This is a genomic window from Sorangium sp. So ce204 (genome assembly GCF_051526795.1).
Lineage (GTDB): Bacteria > Myxococcota_A > Polyangia > Polyangiales > Polyangiaceae > Sorangium > Sorangium cellulosum_B.
The window spans coordinates 3,317,967-3,334,670 of sequence record NZ_CP150317.1; the positions used below are offsets into that span (position 1 = coordinate 3,317,967).

Annotated in this window: 12 protein-coding genes; 2 read left to right on the plus strand and 10 right to left on the minus strand. The window is 71.2% G+C overall.

What is annotated here, in order from left to right; genetic code table 11:
* Positions 1–509: 509 nt before the first annotated feature.
* From WMF22_RS12660 to WMF22_RS12685, 6 genes are all read right to left on the minus strand, one after another.
* Positions 510–1,391 carry a hypothetical protein gene (locus WMF22_RS12660; RefSeq protein WP_437299337.1) on the minus strand — a complete coding sequence of 294 codons (882 nt, stop codon included), beginning with the start codon at positions 1,389–1,391 and terminating at the stop codon, positions 510–512.
* Between the two features lie 182 nt (positions 1,392–1,573).
* Positions 1,574–3,025, minus strand: coding sequence for a pyridoxal phosphate-dependent decarboxylase family protein (locus tag WMF22_RS12665; RefSeq protein ID WP_438035928.1), 1,452 nt, complete (start codon positions 3,023–3,025; stop codon positions 1,574–1,576).
* Between the two features lie 202 nt (positions 3,026–3,227).
* On the minus strand, positions 3,228–3,716 hold the full coding sequence (gene smpB / locus WMF22_RS12670) for an SsrA-binding protein SmpB (protein WP_012234932.1): 489 nt from the start codon (positions 3,714–3,716) through the stop codon (positions 3,228–3,230).
* Positions 3,717–3,933: 217 nt separating this feature from the next.
* The gene (locus WMF22_RS12675; protein ID WP_438035929.1) at positions 3,934–4,830 is read right to left on the minus strand and encodes an STAS domain-containing protein; all 897 of its coding nucleotides are present in this window, start codon (positions 4,828–4,830) and stop codon (positions 3,934–3,936) included.
* 106 nt (positions 4,831–4,936) lie between these two features.
* The gene (locus WMF22_RS12680) at positions 4,937–5,812 is read right to left on the minus strand and encodes a BPTI/Kunitz domain-containing protein (protein ID WP_438035930.1); all 876 of its coding nucleotides are present in this window, start codon (positions 5,810–5,812) and stop codon (positions 4,937–4,939) included.
* Between the two features lie 268 nt (positions 5,813–6,080).
* On the minus strand, positions 6,081–6,452 hold the full coding sequence (locus tag WMF22_RS12685) for a cupredoxin domain-containing protein (protein ID WP_437299341.1): 372 nt from the start codon (positions 6,450–6,452) through the stop codon (positions 6,081–6,083).
* A 203-nt stretch (positions 6,453–6,655) separates the two neighbouring features.
* Between WMF22_RS12685 and WMF22_RS12690 the strand changes: the two genes are divergently transcribed.
* On the plus strand, positions 6,656–7,558 hold the full coding sequence (locus WMF22_RS12690) for a hypothetical protein (protein ID WP_438035931.1): 903 nt from the start codon (positions 6,656–6,658) through the stop codon (positions 7,556–7,558).
* A 54-nt stretch (positions 7,559–7,612) separates the two neighbouring features.
* Entirely contained in the window at positions 7,613–8,314 is a 702-nt protein-coding gene (locus tag WMF22_RS12695) for a DUF4336 domain-containing protein (protein WP_438035932.1), read from the plus strand.
* Positions 8,315–8,562: 248 nt separating this feature from the next.
* On the opposite strand, the gene WMF22_RS12700 is transcribed toward WMF22_RS12695, so the two are convergent.
* The 4 genes from WMF22_RS12700 to WMF22_RS12715 all read right to left on the minus strand — a co-directional run bounded on the left by WMF22_RS12700 (position 8,563) and on the right by WMF22_RS12715 (position 16,529).
* Positions 8,563–9,702, minus strand: a complete 1,140-nt coding sequence (locus WMF22_RS12700) for a hypothetical protein (protein ID WP_438035933.1) — start codon at positions 9,700–9,702, stop codon at positions 8,563–8,565.
* Positions 9,703–9,900: 198 nt separating this feature from the next.
* Entirely contained in the window at positions 9,901–13,185 is a 3,285-nt protein-coding gene (locus WMF22_RS12705; RefSeq protein ID WP_438035934.1) for a beta-propeller domain-containing protein, read from the minus strand.
* Positions 13,186–13,681: 496 nt separating this feature from the next.
* Entirely contained in the window at positions 13,682–14,911 is a 1,230-nt protein-coding gene (locus WMF22_RS12710; protein WP_438035935.1) for an ATP-binding protein, read from the minus strand.
* 124 nt (positions 14,912–15,035) lie between these two features.
* The gene (locus tag WMF22_RS12715; protein ID WP_438035936.1) at positions 15,036–16,529 is read right to left on the minus strand and encodes a protein kinase domain-containing protein; all 1,494 of its coding nucleotides are present in this window, start codon (positions 16,527–16,529) and stop codon (positions 15,036–15,038) included.
* Between the last annotated feature and the right edge of the window lie 175 nt (positions 16,530–16,704).

The window sequence follows — 16,704 nt, forward strand, 5'->3', positions numbered from 1 at the left end:
CCGCGCTCGAGCCAGCGTCACGGCGAGCTCCCCAGGCCCGGGACGTGGCCGTGACGCCCGGGTCGGGCCCATGCCCCCGAGGGGTGCGATCCGTCGTCAGGCGCTCCCCAAATCCCCGTGGAAACGACGGATCGCGACGGTTCGCCCTCGCGGAATCGCCCCGACGGATCGCGCCTGGTCGCCACAGCAAGTTCGTCCTTAGGCGACGCGGTACCAGCAGCCATCGGAGCCTTGCTGTTCGCTCTTTCCCCAGACAACCCGGGCCGATCCTTGAGTTCAAGTCCACGGGACCGAGCTGTGAGCCAGCGCCCGGCGACCAGGGTCTGTTGAGCTCCTTCCGTCTTCGCCCGCGCCTCCGCGCAGAGTGCGCCGGCGCGCCGGCGCCAGCCTGCCGTCGCGGAGCTCTTCCAGCACCTCGGCGAGGCTCGACGCAACGTCGTTGAGCGCCGCATTCACCCGGTCCGCGTGCGTCGCACGATCTGGCCCGTTCGACGCCGGTGAGATCCAGATCAGTCGCCCTTGCAGACGTCGGCGCAGGTGCCCGTCGCATCAGCACACGTGAAGGACGCGCAGTCCGAATCGGCGGAGCAGGGCGCGCCGGCGGCGCCGAGCGGCGTGCACGTGGCGCCATCACACGCCGTGCCGGCCGCGCAGTCGTCGTCCGAAGCGCATGGACCGCCCGCCTGCTCGCGCTCCTGGCATGTCCCGTCCTGGCGACAGCGAAGCTCTTCCTGGCAGTCGAGGCTTCCCTCGCACGACTCGCCCGTGGCGAGCCGTGGTGCGCACGTCCCCGCGTCGGGCGGTGAGGGCTGGTCGCACCGGAGCGCCTCGTCGCAGTCGAACCTCGACGAGCATGGCTCTCCGGCCGCCGCGCTCGCTTTGCACGCCGACGTCCCCTGCCCGCTCGCGTCGATGGTGCGCACGCAGCGGTCCCGGGCGCAGTCCCAGTCGTTGCCGCACGTCCCGCCCTCGGGCACGGCGCCGTCCCACGCATCGCGGCAGGACGGCGTGAACTCGGCGTCCACCCCCAGAAGCACGCCCAGTATTTCAAGCTCGGCGCAGGGGGCCGCGTCCACCTCGGCGAGGCACGCCGCCGCTTTCTCCGGGACGAAGGTGCCCTTCACCTCGCCTCCGCCGCTGACGGCAAGGAGGATCGCTTCGAGCTGCGAGGCGCACGCGTCGGCGGAGCTCGCGTCCAGGCCATGCGCGGCCCGGGTCGCGGCGTCGCAGCACGTGAACGTGCGGTCGCAGAGGGCCTTTGCATAGCTGGAGAGGAAATCGCTGCCTGTCCGCGCCGGCGCCTCGTCGTCCCCGCATCCCGGCACGGCGGACATGGCGACGGCGACGGCCGACAGGAGCGTCGCGAGCAAGACAGATCGATGCTTGCGCATGAAGAACCTCCTTGGTTCGATCGTAGATGGAGCGCCGGAGCCAAACCAGCGTGAGCGCCATGGCAAGATCCGGAATCTTCTCGCCAGGGGGTCGCGATGGTTGGCCGTTCCACGAGATCGAGCCAGCGCCGGGCGAGCGCGTCTGTTGCGCCCGTTGCGCCCGTTGCGCCCGTTGCGCCCCTTCATTCGTCGTCCGCTCCTCCGCGCGGATCGCCCTCGCGCGCGGGCGAAAGCGGCCCGTCGCGGAGCTCTTCCAGCACCTCCGCGAGGCTCGACGCGACGTCGGCGAGCGCCGCGTTCACCCGGTCCGCGTGTGTCCTGAAGCTCAGGATGCACATCCGCAGCAGGAACCGCCCCCCGGCCACCACCCCCGTGAGCAGCACCCGCTGCTTCGCGTTCACCCGCGCGAGGAGGCGCCGGTTCAGCGCGTCGAGCGCCGGCCCGTCGCCGACGCCGGGCGGGCGCGCCCTGAAGGCGAGGAGCGACAGCTCGGGCTCCGCCACGACCTCGAGATGCGCCATCCGCCGGAGCGCGTCGGCGGCGCCGCGCGCGAGCGTGAGCTTCTCGTCGAGCTCGGCCCGGAAGACGGAGGCCCCATGCATCTTCAGCGGCAGCCACACCCGCAGCCCGCGCGCGTCGCGCGAAAGCTCGGGGCTGATCTCGCAGAAATCCACGAGATCGTCCTCTGCCTGCATCGGCGGCATGTACGACGCGGAGAGCGCGTGCGCGCGCCGCAGCGCCTCGCGATCGCGCACCGCCAGGCAGCCCGTCCCGTACGGCAGGAAGAGGCTCTTGTGCGGGTCCAGCGTCACCGAATCGGCGCGCTCGATCCCCCGCATCGCCGCGCGCCCTCGCTCGGTGAGCGCGAAGAAGCCGCCGTACGCCGCGTCGACGTGCAGCCAGAGGCGCTCGGCCTCGGCGAGACCGGCGAGGGCGGGCAGATCGTCGATCGCACCGGTGCCCGTCGTGCCCGCGGAGGCGACGAGCAGGAAGGGCGAGAGGCCGCGCGCCCGGTCGCGCGCGACCGCCTCCGCCGCCGCGTCGGTCCGCATGCGGAAGCGCCCGTCCACCGGGATCTCGCGCACGGCCTCCGGCGGAAAGCCGGCGAGGAGCGCGGCCTTCGTCACCGAGTGGTGCGCTTCCTCCGAGGCATAGAGGGCCCCTCGCAGGAAGTCCGGCGGGAGGCGCTCGCGGCGCGCGGTGATCACCGCGACGAGGTTCGCGAGCGAGCCGCCGGTCGTGAGGATCCCCCCGGCGCCCTCGGGCAGGCCGAGCATGGCGCAGAACCAGGCGATCACGTTCGCCTCGATCTGCACGAGCAGGGGGGCGGCCTGGAAGACGCCCACATACCGGTTCACCGCGTCCGCGATCAGATCGGCCACGGCCGCGTGAAAGAGCCCGCCGCCCGGGATGTACCCCATGTAACCGGGGGACGCCGTGTTCAGGCTCATCGGGATGAGCTTGCCGAAGAGCTTCCGGAGGAGCTTTTCATAAGGCACGCCGCGCTCCGGCAGCGGCTCGCGGAGCGAGCGCGCGACCCGCTTGCCTCCCCGCGTCGCGTGCATCGGCTGCTCCGGCAGGCTCTCGATGTGCTGGACGATGCGGTCCATCGCGAGCTCGACCATCTCGCGCATGGCGTCGCCTGGCAGCTCGAGCGGGTGGGGGCCTGACGGCGGTCGTTTCGGGCGGGCCAACGCGCGCCATCCTACGTCATCGCGCGCTCCACGGCGGGCGGCGTTCCGGGCGACGATGTCCGGCGAGGCGAGCCGGCTCGTCAGGGGGGCGCCGGCCTGCGATCGACGCCCGAGCCGGGTCCTCCGCGAGCTCGCCGGAGCGTCACGCGCGTCCGTACCCTCGTTGTCCATGGACCACCACGGCGCGCATCTCGCGCTCGGCGTCCTGCTCCTTGATGGTCTCGCGCTTGTCGTGGCTCTTCTTCCCCCTCGCCAGCGCGATCTCGACCTTGGCCAGGCCGCTCTTGAAGTAGAGCCGGGTCGCGACGGCGGTCATCCCCTCGCGGGCGATCGAGAGGTCGATGCGCTCGATCTCGCGCCGGTGGAGGAGGAGCTTGCGCGCGCCCTTCGGCACGTGGCCGAAGGCGGCGCTGGCCATCGCGGCGATGCTCACGCCGTGCAAGAACACCTCGCCCCGGAGGACCGTGCAGAACGAGTCGGTCAAGTCGGCCTTGCCGGCGCGAAGCATCTTCACCTCGCTCCCCTTGAGGACGATCCCCGCCTCGAACCGGTCGCCGAGGTCATAATTGAAGCCTGCGCGCTTGTTGCGCGCGATGAGCGTCTCGCCAGGCCTGGCCTTTTCCTTCGGCACGGGGGGATCTTAGCCGTCGATGCCCAGCGCGGCGAAGCGCCGGGCGAACGAGAGGCCCGACGGGAGCAGCGGGCGGGCGTCGGCGAAGGCCGCGCGCGCATCGGCCTCCCGGCCGGCGCGGCGGGCGGCGCGCGCCAGGAAATAGAGCGCCTCGAGCGCCCAGGGACGTCAGCGCCCCGAGCAGGCAGCCGGCGGCCGCGATCCCCGGCAGGGTGCGTCATGGCGGGGACGGCGGCGAGGCTCCCGGGCTCGTCGCGGTGGCGAACGCGATCCCGCTCTGCAGATCGCGGCGGGTCACGATGCCTGTGAGATCGATGTCGAGGCGGACGATGGCCTGGGACACCTCGGGCCGGATGCCTGTCAGGACGACCTGCGCCCCGAGCAGCCGGACCGCCCGCGCCACCTGCAGGAGGGCGCTCGCCGAGGCCGTGTCGATGTCCGGCACGCCCGTGACGTCGATGATCGCCACCCGCGCCTGCCGCTCGACCACCTTGCCCAGCAGGTTCTCCATCATCTGCTGCGCCCGCGCCGCGTCCAGCGCGCCCACCAGCGGCAGCACGAGCACGCCCTGGCTGATGGGCACGATGGGCGCCGACAGCTCCAGGAGCGTCTTCGCCTGCATCCGGAGCTTGTCCTCGAGCTGCTTTCGCTTGGTGATCACCTCCGAGAACAGCACGATCCCGCCGATCTCGCCGGTCGTCGTGTGCCACGGGAAGATCCTCCAGCTACCCCATTCGACGTGCCCGTCGGCCCGCGGGAAGGGCTCCTCATCATTCCCTTCCGAGGCCCCTGCGAGGCAGCGCTGGTGGATGGCCCTCCAGTGCTCGGGAATGTCGGGGAAGATCTCGTAATGGCGCCGGCCGAGGACATCTTCTTCGCGCAAGTTGAAATCCGCCAGGTGGCGGCGACTGGCCAGGATGTAACGCATCTCCCGATCGAACATGGCAAACGCGGCCGGTGTGTAGGTGACGAAGAGGCGCACCTGCTCCTCGCTCCGGCGCAGCGCAGCGCGGAGGTGATCCCGCTCTTCGCCCGCCTCCTCCAGCTCCCGGATGCGCTGCCGCAGGCGCTCGTTCTCTGCAATGACATCCTTGTGATCCGATTCACAGTTCATCCGTGCCCCTTGCTCTGTCCTCACCTCTATACCAAAAGAAGTGGAACGTCACAGGTCGTGCAGGGAGGTGTGCAGCGGGCGCTCGCCGGACGGACCTCCCTCGGGCTCAGGGCGTCTCGGAGAGCCGCGGCGTACACCTGCCCTCCGAGCACACCGCCGTCATTCCCTCCGGATACACGGGCACGCAGGCAGGGCACGCGACGATCTCTTCGGGGCAAACGAGGGCGCCGAGATCCGCGCTCTGGTTGAGGGCGACGATGCCTCTTCCGTCGCACGACTCGCAGCACCCGACGCCGTCCCGCAGGGCGCAGTCCGCGTCTTTCGTGCACTCCGTCAGCGGGGTTTCGCGCACGTCGACGACGACGCACCGCCCGCTCTCGCATGTGGCGGCGAAGTACTGGGAGGTGCGCTCGGCCTCGCCGACCTCCGGGCATCGCTCGCACTGTGTGTCCCCGCACCCGCTGGCACTCCAGAAATCCGCCACCGCGTCGCGGTGGAGGGCGACGAACGCGCTGGCGTCGACTGGGTCGCAGGAGGCGCAGCAGCGCGGCGGCGCGAGGACGCAATCGCCCGGCGCCGCGCATGCATCCATGTCCGTGGTGGTGCCCTGACAGGTCTCCAGGCACGCCGCGAGCGACTCGAAGCGGTTCTCGTTGCCCTCGCAACCACCATAGATGAACGGAACACACTCGCCGCTGCTGGGGTCGTGCCAGTAACTCGGGATCGCCGCGTCGCAGGGCCCGGTCTCCTGCGGCAGCGTACAGCGGTCCGGCGACTCGCCGCCGGCGCCGCTGCTCGCGGCCGAGCCGCCGCCGGTGCCAGCGACCGAGCTGCTGGAGCCGCCGCCGCTGCCCGCGGCCGAGCCGCCGCCGCCCGGGCCGCCGCCGCCCGGGCCGCCGCCGCCCGATCCGCCGTCGTTCCCCGCGCCGCTGCAGCCCGCCGCGAGCAGGAGAGAAGTGAGCACGCCCAGACCGAGGGACAAGCGCTGGTAGTTTCCAAACACGCTGCAATCGGCGCGCCGTCGGTCACCTGAGCATAAGACAATCGAACGTAGGAGTTGCATCCGTAGTCGATGGCATGTCGGCCGGTGGTGTGCCAGGTGACGCTGCGCGCCGTGACGACGTGATCGAGGTGCGGCGCGCCCCTCTCCGGAGCGCCGCCTACGTGGAGGTACCGTGTCCCACCAGTCGACCGATCCGCCAGCCGGAGGGCTCGCTCGCGGTGAGCCGGGGAGCGCTTCCCTCTGCTGCTCACTTCCTCGGCGCGACGGCGATGGTGCCCTTGATCATCCCCATGCCGCACTCGAAGTGGAGCTCCCCTGCCTTCAGCTCGGGGAGGTCGATGGTCACCGGCTGTCCGGTCGGCAATTCCTTGCGGATACCGAGGCTCGGGAAGACGACCTCCTTGGTGCAGCCGCCGCTGTCGTGGCGGACGAGCCGGAGCTGCAGCCGCTCCCCCTCGACCGCGGCGATCTTGTCGGGCGCGAAGGCGCCGTGGATCATGATCTCGACCACGCGAGGGGCCTTCTGTGGCTCGGCGCTCGCGGGCTGAGAGCAGCCGAGCGCGGAGGCGACCGAGGTGATGCCGAGCGCGATCGAGAAGATGGCGTGCGTGACCTTCATGAGAAGCTCCTTTCAGGTGCCGCGGGAAGACGCGCGGGTCTCCGTCGCATTACAGTCGATCGCGGGAGACCGCCTCGCCTGCCGGGGCCGGCGGCGCGCGCCCCCGCCGGGCGCTCGTCGGGGAGATTGACTTTCGGAGCGCGTTTGGATTTCTTAGCCCCATAGCCGGGCGACACGGTCCCGACCCAGGGGGAGGCGACGTCTTGCCGTACCGCGACAAGCTGGAGGCTGCTTCGGGCACGGGGAAGCTGATCACGGTCCGCCGCTACCTCGATCCGGTCGCGGCCCAGATGGACCGCACGCTGCTCTCGGCCAACGGCATCGAGTCCCACGTGTTCGAGGCGGCGAGCTACAACCCGATGCTGAGCGGCGCCGCCGGCGGCACGCAGCTGCAGGTGCGCGAGGGCGATCTCCAGCGCGCGGAGGGGCTGCTCGAGGTCCACCCCGGGGGGGAGTCGGCCAGCAACGACGACGAGGAGGCTGCCGGGGTCCGCTGCCCGCGCTGCGAGCTCCCCTACTGCTTCCACGAGCGCCTGCGCCTCGAGGGCTCGAGCGCCGCCGCCGCGCTCGCGATCCTCGCCGCGCCGCTCATGCTGTTCCTGCCGAGGCGCTGGCACTGCCACAAGTGCGGCCATGTCTGGGACGATCCGAAGGAGGGGCCCGCCGCGATGACGAAGCTCGAGGAGGGCGATCCGCGGCCGGTCTTCCGCCTGCGGCGGGCGCACTCGGGCATGGGCCTTTTCCTCGGCCTGCTCGCGGGCTTCTGCGGGGCGATCCTGGTCGCGGCCGCCCTGCCGCGCGGCGCCGGTGAGGGGCTCGCCGCCGCCGTGCTCGTCGGTGCGCCCTTCGTCGGCTGGGCCGTCGGTCACTGGTGGCAGTACGATCTCTGCTCCGAGCCGGGCTGCCGCACGGCGCTGACGTCCGATCGGAGCGAGTGCCCGCGCTGCGGCGGCGCCATCGCCGGCGTCGTCCGGTCGGCTGGCGAGCACCACGCGGCGGCCGCGGATTTCCGGCGCGAGCTCGGCGCGCTTCGGGCGGCGGACCGGGCGCGCGAGGGTGAGAAGAAGAAGAGAAGGAAGAATCGGCCAGCAGGCGCCGCGGGTTGAGGACGGATGGCCCTTGCCCCTTGAACGCCTTGGCCGCCTGGAGGATGCGCCCGCATGTCTGACAGCGCTCTCACCGCCGTGGTCGATGACACGATCTGGACCCTGGACCGCCCCGTGTGGTTCAGCGGGGTACGGATGCGCGCCCGCACAACGGTCGTGCGCCTCGACGACGGCAGCTTGCTCCTGCACACCCCGGCTCCTCCCACCGATGCGCTGGCAGAGCAGCTGCGCGCCCTGGGCCCCGTGCGCTGGCTGGTGGTACCCAACTGCTGGCATCATCTCGGGACACCCGCGGCGGCGGCCCGTTTCCAAGAGGCGCGGGTGGTGGGACCGGCGTCGGCGCTCGACAGGAACAAGGCGTTGAGAATCGACGTGGATATCCACGACGCCCGGTTCGGCGAGCAGGTCCCCGAGCTCGAGGCCTTGCCGCTTCGGGGCGTGCCGTTCTGGGACGAGACGGTGCTCTACCATCGGCCGACGCAAACCCTGCTGGGCGCAGACATCGTCCTTTGCGCTTGCGCCAGGGACCACTGGACCTTGCGTTACGCCGCGCGCCTTACTGGCTTCTACGAGCGGGTGCGCGTGCCCCCCGACGCCAGAAAGAAGATTCCGGACAGGGCCGCGGCCGCGCGCTCCATCCGCGCCATGCTGGAGCGACCGGCCCGGCGCCTCATCGTGGGGCATGCCGAGGTCATCGAAGAAGGTTGGCGCGACGGCCTCGCACGAGCCTGGCGACTGGAGGGCGTGGAGGTGTAGGTTGACAGCGCCGCTTCCATGCGGCTCTCGCCGAGCGAAAGTCCCGTCATTGCTCGCTCGATCAACGAGACCGGTGTCCCAGTGCGACAAACGGGTTGAAGCCGCACGCAAACAGCGAGAAGTTGGGACGCCAGAAGACGCCAAGAGGCGCCAAAAGACGCCAGAATTTTGTTATTTTCGTGGCGTCTTTTGGCGCCTCTTGGCGTCTTTTGGCGTCAAATTTTTATGGTTGCCTCATCGTTGGTGTCCTAGCCGGAGCGCCGGAACAGGCTCATCAACCGCCTGAGCAGCCCCGGCTTCGCGGCCGGCGCGCCCGCCGCCGGCGCCGGCGCCGCCTGGTCGCGGCGTGTTGACCTCGGCGCCGCATCACGGGGCTTCGCCACGGCGGCGTCACGGGGCTTTGCTGCAGCGGGAGGCGCTCCGGGCTCCTCGCGGGCGGCCTCCACGCGCTGGTCCGCGGTGGGCTCGGCCGCGCGGCTCGGTGCCTGCTTCGCTGCCTTCTTTTCGGCCCGCGCCTGGACTCTGGCCTTCATTGCCTCCTTGGCGGTGAGCGCGGGCTTCTTCTTCCGCGGGAATGCGGCGCTCGGCGGAGGCACCCACACGGCGTCTCGGCGCGGCTCGGGGGTCGCCGTCGTCTCCGGCGCAGGCGCCACGCCGCGCGTCTCGGCGGGCTGCGGCTGCCGCGACGCCTTGGAGGCGTTCGCCTCTCCCGCGGCGGGCGCGCGCTTCGCCTCGGCGAGCGCGGCGTTGCGCTCCGCCTCGCTCTGCGCGGGGTCCGCGGCGGCGGCCGCGCGCTGCTCTCGCGTGGCGGCGCCCGGCGCTGGATGGGCCGCGGGCGCGCGGGTCTGGGTAGCGCCCCCGGCGCCTGTCCGGCCGCGCGGCGTCGCCCCATCCCGCGCCCACCTGGCCTTGTCCGGCGAGCGGCGCTCGGCCGCGTTGCCGTCGCGCGCCCCGCGCTCGGCCGGGCCGCCGTCGCGTCCTGCGCGCTCGGCCGGGCCGCCGTCGCGTCCTGCGCGCTCGGCCGGCCCGCGCTCGCGCGCTCTACGGTCGGCAGGTCCACGCTCCGCCGGCCGCGCCGAGCGCCGCGGCGGCGGCTCCTGCGCGGGCGCTGGCGTGCGCGGCCGGCGCATGTCGATGACCCGCGGCGGCCGCGATCGCGCCGGCGCAGCGGCGGCGGGCGCAGCGGCGGCGGGCGCAGCGGCGGCCGGCGCCGCCACGGCGTCTGCCGCGCTCGCTGCGCCTGCCGTCGTGGTCGTCGTCGTGCCGCCGGAAGAGGCCTCCGCGACAGCCTCCGCCGGTTCTCCGGCGGCTTCCGTCGCGCGCTCCTCGACGGGCCCCGCGCTCTCCGGTTGCCCCTCGCCGTTTTCCGCTGTGCTTTGCTCGACCATGGGGCTCCTCCATAGCGTTGTCGGGCGCTCCGCGAAACCGGATCTCACCGCCTCGCACGCGCGGCCTGCGCGGTGCGTTGCGTTCGAAGAGGGAAAAGAGGGATGAGGCGGCCGCGCCGCGCGAAGCTGCGCGCCGCGCGCCATTGCGGCAAGCCGGCCCGGTGCGCTCGGCCCCGGCCGGCTTGCCCGGCGGCCCGGCTACTCGCCCAGGTAGGGGACGAGGTTGACGGTCTCGCGATCGAGCTGGTGAATCCCGAAGCGGCCGGCGGCGAACAGGACCTCCTCGCCGCTGGTCACGAACCTCTCCGGCCAGCCCCAGAGCGGGAAGAACGCCTGTGCCTTCGGCGCCTCGGGCTGCTCGAGGGAGATCGCCAGGGCGCCGCCGGGCACCTCGAAGAGCGCCCGCATGTCGGCCGTGTGGCGCAGCGACGCCCACGAGGCGAGTCGGACGGTGGAGAGCACGTCGAACGCGGGGAGCGCGGGGTCCTCGTCCTCGTTCTCCGGCTCGGGCGGCGGCGCCTCACCCGCCGGCGAGAGCGTGGTCAGCTTCTGGTTGGGATCCCAGCCAGCGTACCACCAGCTGCTCGGACGCCAGATCAGGCTGTGGGACAGGACGGGCAGCCCGCGGCCGTCGATGGAGATCGCGTTGACCTGGCGGTCCGGGAACTTCTGGTACTCCTGCAGGTACGCGAGCCCCTCGTGCACCTCGAGCCGCGCGATCGCCGTCTCGATGAACTGCTGGCCCCACACCCTGTCCCTCGCGTAGATCGACGCGCCCTGGATCGCGAGCACCTCGCCGGGCACGTTGATCCCCGGATCGAGCGCCGGCTGCGACGGGTTGGTCAGGTCGAGGTGCGTGAGGAAGTACTGCGTGCGCGGGCGCGGGTCGTCCGGCGCGCGCCCCGCGATCGAGCGCTTGATGTTGAAGTAGAGCTCCCCGTTGTCGTTGAGGACGTTCACGGTCTCGTTGTCGTCCGGCAGCGCGACGGCCGGCGCCACGGTCGGGTGGTCCGGGTCGGAGAGGTCGACCACGTGGATCTCGATCTGTGCCCAGCTGCGGCGCGGGACGTACTCATAACAAGTCGTCGACGTGATCCCCACGATGTCGTTCCGGTCGACCTCGACCGGCGTGCAGCTCGTGTCCGCGCCGGGGTGATCCGTGCACTCGGCGAACCCGCCGTTGCAGTACTCCTCGCCGCCGATGTTGCGGCACGTCCGCTCTCCGGCCATGTACGTGCAGCCTTCCTGCCCGAAGCAGCCCGGGTTCTCGACCGAGCTGGTCCGGCACGCCCAGCCGACCCCGAGGTCCTCGGAGTGGCCGATGACGCGCAGGAAGGCGAGGGCATCGCGCGCGGGGTGCACGGTCGAGAACGAGCCCCCCCCGCCGTAGTAGCTGCCCGTGGCGGGGAGATCGCTCGTGTCGAGCGTGCCCGCCCGCCGCGGCGCGGTCGGGTCGGACAGGTCGATCACCTCGAGGTGGGTCACCTTGCCCACCCAGTTCTCGAAGGTGGTCGTCAGCGACACGAGCAGGTTGCCCACCTGATGGAGCTGCGCGTCGGCCGGCAGATCGAAGGTGGCGATCGGCTGCGCGAGCTGGGTGAGCCCGGCGCTCGGCACGACCTCCGCCTTCATCTTCCGGCTCTCGGCGGGGGTCCAGTAGAGATCGTAAGGCATCTTCACGCGGACGCGGTGCTCGCCGAACGCGAAGATCTTCACGTAATCCGGGGCGAGATCGAGGTGTCCGAGCTTCTCCGGCGTGTCGAGCTTGTCCTGCGCGTAGAGGGTGAGCTCCTCATCCGAGACGTTCGCGGTGGCGATGTCCTCGGCGCGGAACGTGCGGCGCGCGGGGGTCCCGTGCTCCATCACGCCGCGGCGGGTCAGCGTGGTGTCCGAGAAGGTGAAGATCTGCACGCCGGAGAACGGCCGCCACGTGTTGTCCACGACCCTGTCAGCGGAGAACGGGAGCAGCACGAGGCCCGTCTCGGGCTCTCCGGTCGCCGCCACGGCGTCCACCGCGTCGTCGAGCACGGTGAACGCGCGGTGATCCCAGTCGGCCTCGGACCAGCTCCAGCCCTGCGCGCCGCCGTCGATCTCGGCGCGCGCCACCAGGGGATCCTGGCTCGTCAGATCGGTGATGTCGTAGAGGCTGGCCGCGAGCTGCCGGCCGTTCTGATCGTTCACGCCGATGCCGATCAGGCGGGTCGCGCCGAAGACCGGGCGGAAGAAGTTGTTCCACCCGGACACGATGAACTCGCTCTCCTCGGTGACGTTCCCGCTCGGATCGATGGAGAAGGCGTGGAAGGGATCCTGGCGCCGGTAGGTGACCGCGAACGCCCTGTCGTCCAGGAAGATGGCGCCGTAGAGCGACTGTTCGGCGCCGAACTCCTCGCTGTCGATCGGCACGATGTTGTCGGGATCGGCCGCGTTCCACGTCTCGAGGTAGCTGGGCTTCCCGTCGGCCCACTGCGGACCGGAGAAGACCCGCAGGATGTTGTCGCGGAAGTCCATGTGGAACTGGGAGCGCACGTAGCTGGCCGTGCCCACGCTGTCGCGCAGCACCATCGACCCGTCGCGGTTCGAGATGTCGATGATCGAGATCTCGCTGGGATGCTGCGACCAGCTGCCGCCGTTGCGCGCCACGAGGAGCACGTCCGCCTCCGCGTGGATGGCGGTCACGGCGTCGCCGAGCTCGATCTCGCCGCGCGGGGTGAGCGCGTCGGCGCCGACATCGAAGCTCCGGACGAGGGTCTTGTTGACCCACTGGAACTGCCCGGGGTTGATCTCCTCGAGCTCCGAGCCGTTCGAGGCGATGTAGAGCGAGCTCGCGCTGTCGCCGCGCGCGAGGCGGCTCGTCATGATGGCGCCGGTGACCGGGTATTGCGACAGGAGCTTCGGCGCGGCGCGGTCGGCGATGTCGATGAACAGCACGGTCCCGCCGGTCCGCCGCTCCACGGTGAGGCCGTCGGCCTTGAGCTGGTAGCCGGCCCAGTCGTTCAGGAGCACGACCGCGCGGTCGCCGACGACGTACATCTCGACCGGGGTGCCGGCGATCTGCATCTGGCCGAGGAACTTCGGGTCCGACGGGTCCTGGATGTCGATGACCTGCAGGCCGCGGAAGGTGTTGAGGTTGAGGATCTGCCCGTCGCCGAGGACGCGGTAGATGTCGCCTTCCTCGAGCTCGCGGCTCTCTTCCTCTTCTTCCTCCTCCTCTTCCTCTTCTTCTTCCTCCTCGCCGAGGTACCCCTCGGTGAAAGGATCATCGGCCGACACGAAGTCGGTGGGGCCCTCCGGGGTCTCGGGCTCCTCGGGCTCCTCTGGCTCTTCCTTGGGAGGATCAGGCTCCTCCTCCTCGGGCGGAGGCTTCTCGTTCTCTTCTTCGGGTGGGGTCTGCTCCTGGGGCTCGGGCTTGTTGTCGTCGCTCCCGCATCCCTGTCCGAGCAGCAAGAGCAGCGCGGCCATCACGCTGGCCTGCGCTGACAGCACACCTCTGAATAGCGCTCTTCTCTTCGCCACAGCTACTCCTCCCTGGCACCTCGCATGAGGTGCGGAGACTGCGCACATCGATGTGTCCTACACGGTTCAACGTGGTCGGAACGTCGCGGCCCGAGGGCGGCGGTGCGGCGAGTCCCCGGCGAGCGGTCGAGGGCGCGTCCGGCATGGCGCATCCCGCGATCGAGCCGGTCTTCGCGGCTTCGCACTACCGCGGACCGTGAGCTTGCATCCAGCGGAGTATCCACCTTCTGGAGGAGCCGCTCAACGTGGAATGCTGTGACGGAACGGAGGCAGCGCGGATTGCTCTGCGTGGCGCAGGATGGGTTCTTGGGTGGAGCGGAGCGCCGAAAGTTCACAGTTGGCGGCGTCTGCCCACACGACGGTTCGGACAGCGCTGGTTGCCGTCGACCCGAGCCGGTCTGCGGGGCGCTCGACGCCTTCTATCGTGACGTCGAGCGGCGCGGGGCCCGCGCTCGTCGCGCCCCCGTCACGCGGCCTCTTCCTTCTCCTCCGCCCCCGCCACCGGCAGCGCCACGAAGAACGTCGACCCCTTCGAGACCACGCTCTCCACCCAGATCCGCCCGCCATGGCCCTCGACGACCCGCTGCGCGATCGCCAGCCCGAGGCCCGTCGAGCGCTCCCCCCCGGTGCTGACCGTCCTCGCCCGCCCGAACGGCCGGAAGAGCTTCCCGAGGTCCTCCGCCGCGATCCCGGGCCCCTCGTCCTTCACCGACAGGATCACCTCGGCCCCCCCGCCGGCGCCCTCCACCCGGCCGCCGTGGACGCGGACGCGGATGGTCGTGCCCGGAGGCGAGTAGTGGATGGCGTTGCTGATGAGGTTGTTGAGCACCTGCTCCAGCTTGTGGGCGTCGACCTCGACCCGCGGGACGCCCTCGTCGCTCTCGACGACGAGCTTCATGCTCTTCTGCCCCGCCAGCACCATGTTGAGCGCCACGTTGGACTCGACGAGCTGGACGATATCCGTGCTCTTCCTGTCGAGGTTGAGCTTGCCGAGCTCGATCATCGACACGTCGAGCAGATCGTTGATGAGCGAGAGCATGAATTTGCTCGAGCTCCTGATCATGTTGACGATCTCGACGCCGCCGTTCTTGAGCAGCGACGACGGCTCCCCGCGCCGGTGGCTCATCAGCATGAAATCGCTGTAGCCCAGGATGACGCCGAGCGGGTTCCTGAGGTCGTGGGCCGCCATGCCGACGAAGCGGTTCTTCTCCTCGTTCAGCCGGACCAGCTCCGCGTTCTTCGCCGCGAGCTCCTCGTGCATCTGGACGAGCTGCCGGTTGCTCTCCTCCAGCGTTTCGGCGTACTGCTTGAGCTTGAGCTGGCTCCGCTTGTGCTCGATGGCGTAGCGGATCGTGCGCTCGAGGATCTGCGCGTCGAACCTCCCCTTCACCAGGTAATCCGCGACGCCCGCGCTCATCGCGGCCATGTCGATCTCCTCGTCGCCGACCCCCGTCAGCATGATGATGGGGATCGCGCAGCCGAGGTGGTTGGCCTCGCGCACGACGTCGAGGCCCGTCCGGGCGTCGAGCCGGAAGTCGAGGAGGCAGACGTCGTAGCCGCCGGCGCGCAGCGCCCGGATCGCCTCGTCCGAGCTGCTCAGCCACGTCACGTCGTACAGGGTGCGGGGAGCGTCGCGGAGGAGCCTCCGCGTGACGAGGTGGTCGACCTCGTCGTCATCCACAAGAAGGACCTTCATCGCGCTGTCGTTCATCGGGAGCCTCGACCACGCCGGACATCGGCGCTCTCCCGCCGGCAAGCTTCGCGCCACGCCGCCGGCTCTACCCCCGCCGCGGCGGAGGCCCGGGTCTTCGCCCCGCCCCTCATGGCCGGCGCTTCTGCTCTTCGGCGACGCCCACGAGCGCGCGCGCCAGGGTGATGAGCTGCCCCGCGTCGAACGGCTTGACGAGGAACGCCGACGCGCCGAGGCGCGACAGGCACTGCCAGTCGGCCGCGCCCCCGGTGCCGGTCGCCACGATGATCGGGAAATCCCCTTGTGGGAGCTCGCGCACCGCCGCCGTGAGCGCGATGCCGTCCAGCCCGGGCATGTCGAGGTCGAACACGCCGAGCGACGGGCGGTTCGCCTCGATGGCCGAGAGCGCCGCGGCGCCGTCGGGCGCGGTCTCGATGGCCGCGCCGGGCAGCGCCTCCGCGAGGACGCTGGCGAGGAAGCTGCGGAACGACGGGCTGTCGTCGGCGACCAGGACGCGCGTCGTGCGCGCGTACGCCGGGATGGCGCCGCGCGCGTCGAGCAGCGCCTCGCGCAGCGCCTCCGCGCTCGCCGTGCGCTGGTCGGGCTCCTTGGCCAGCGCCGCGAGCACCGGCGCGTCGAACGACGGCGGCAGATCGGGGCAGATCTCGCTCGGCGGGATCGGGGGCTGAACCGCGTGCTGCATGACCAGATCCACCGTGCTCGTGCTCTGGAACGGCAGGCGGCCGGCGAGCAGGTAGTACGCGACCACCCCGAGGGCGTAGACGTCGATGCGCGGCAGCAGCGCCGGATCGAGCTGCCGGCCGAGCGCCACCTCCGGCGCCAGGTACGCCGGGGTGCCGGAGAAGGCGAGCTCGACCCGATCGCCGCGGGGGATCCGCTTCGCGAGCCCGAGATCGGCCACCACGACGCGGAGGGCCTGGCCGACGAGGATGTTGCTCGGCTTCACGTCGCGGTGGGCGATGCCCGAGGCGTGGATCGCCGCGACGCCGAGGCAGGCCTGGTCGAGGACGCTCAGCGCCTCGTCGAGGCCGAGCCGGCCGCCCTTGTTGTGGACATACGTGTCGAGCGTGACGCCTGGCACGTACTGCATGACGAAATACGGCGCGTTCTCGTACTCGCCGAACGCATGGATCTCGACGACGTTCGGGTGGTGGACGCGCGCCATCGCCCGCGCCTCCGCCAGCAGGCGGGCCTGCATCTGCGCGTTGTCGAGCTGCTCCGGCCGGAGCAGCTTGATGGCGACGTCCCGCTGGAGCTGCTCGTCGCGCGCCAGGAGGATGACGCCCATCGCCCCCTCTCCGAGGCGACCGACGACGCGGTAGACCCCTCCGAGCAACGTGCCCTCGGGCGGCACCTGAACCGGGCTGCCTCCCTCGTGCAGGCTCGATCGCGCCGCGGCCTGCCAGAGGTCCTCGTCGCTCAGCGTGGAGCCGTCGCCGTTCCGCTCGGCCGGCGGCTCCGCCCGCGTGGGGGGACGGTCGCGCACCACGGTGTCGACGCCCTGCAGCGTATCCGCGGCGTCGGGCGCGAGCGGCGCGGGGGGATCGCCGCCGTTCGCGCTTCCAGAGCTGAAGCCGGGCGAGCCGTCCGCCGCGTCTGCCATGGTGCGCATGATACGTGCCCTGCGCATGCCTATCAACGGAGAGCGACACGCGCTCCAGCCGCGAAGCGCGGTGCACGCGGCGGTCTGACGGCGCCTCGCCGGCGCGTCACGGTCAGGCGGGATGTCGCTGCTGTGGCAGGATGCCACGCTGCGCGGCGCCCGTGGCTTTGCGCCG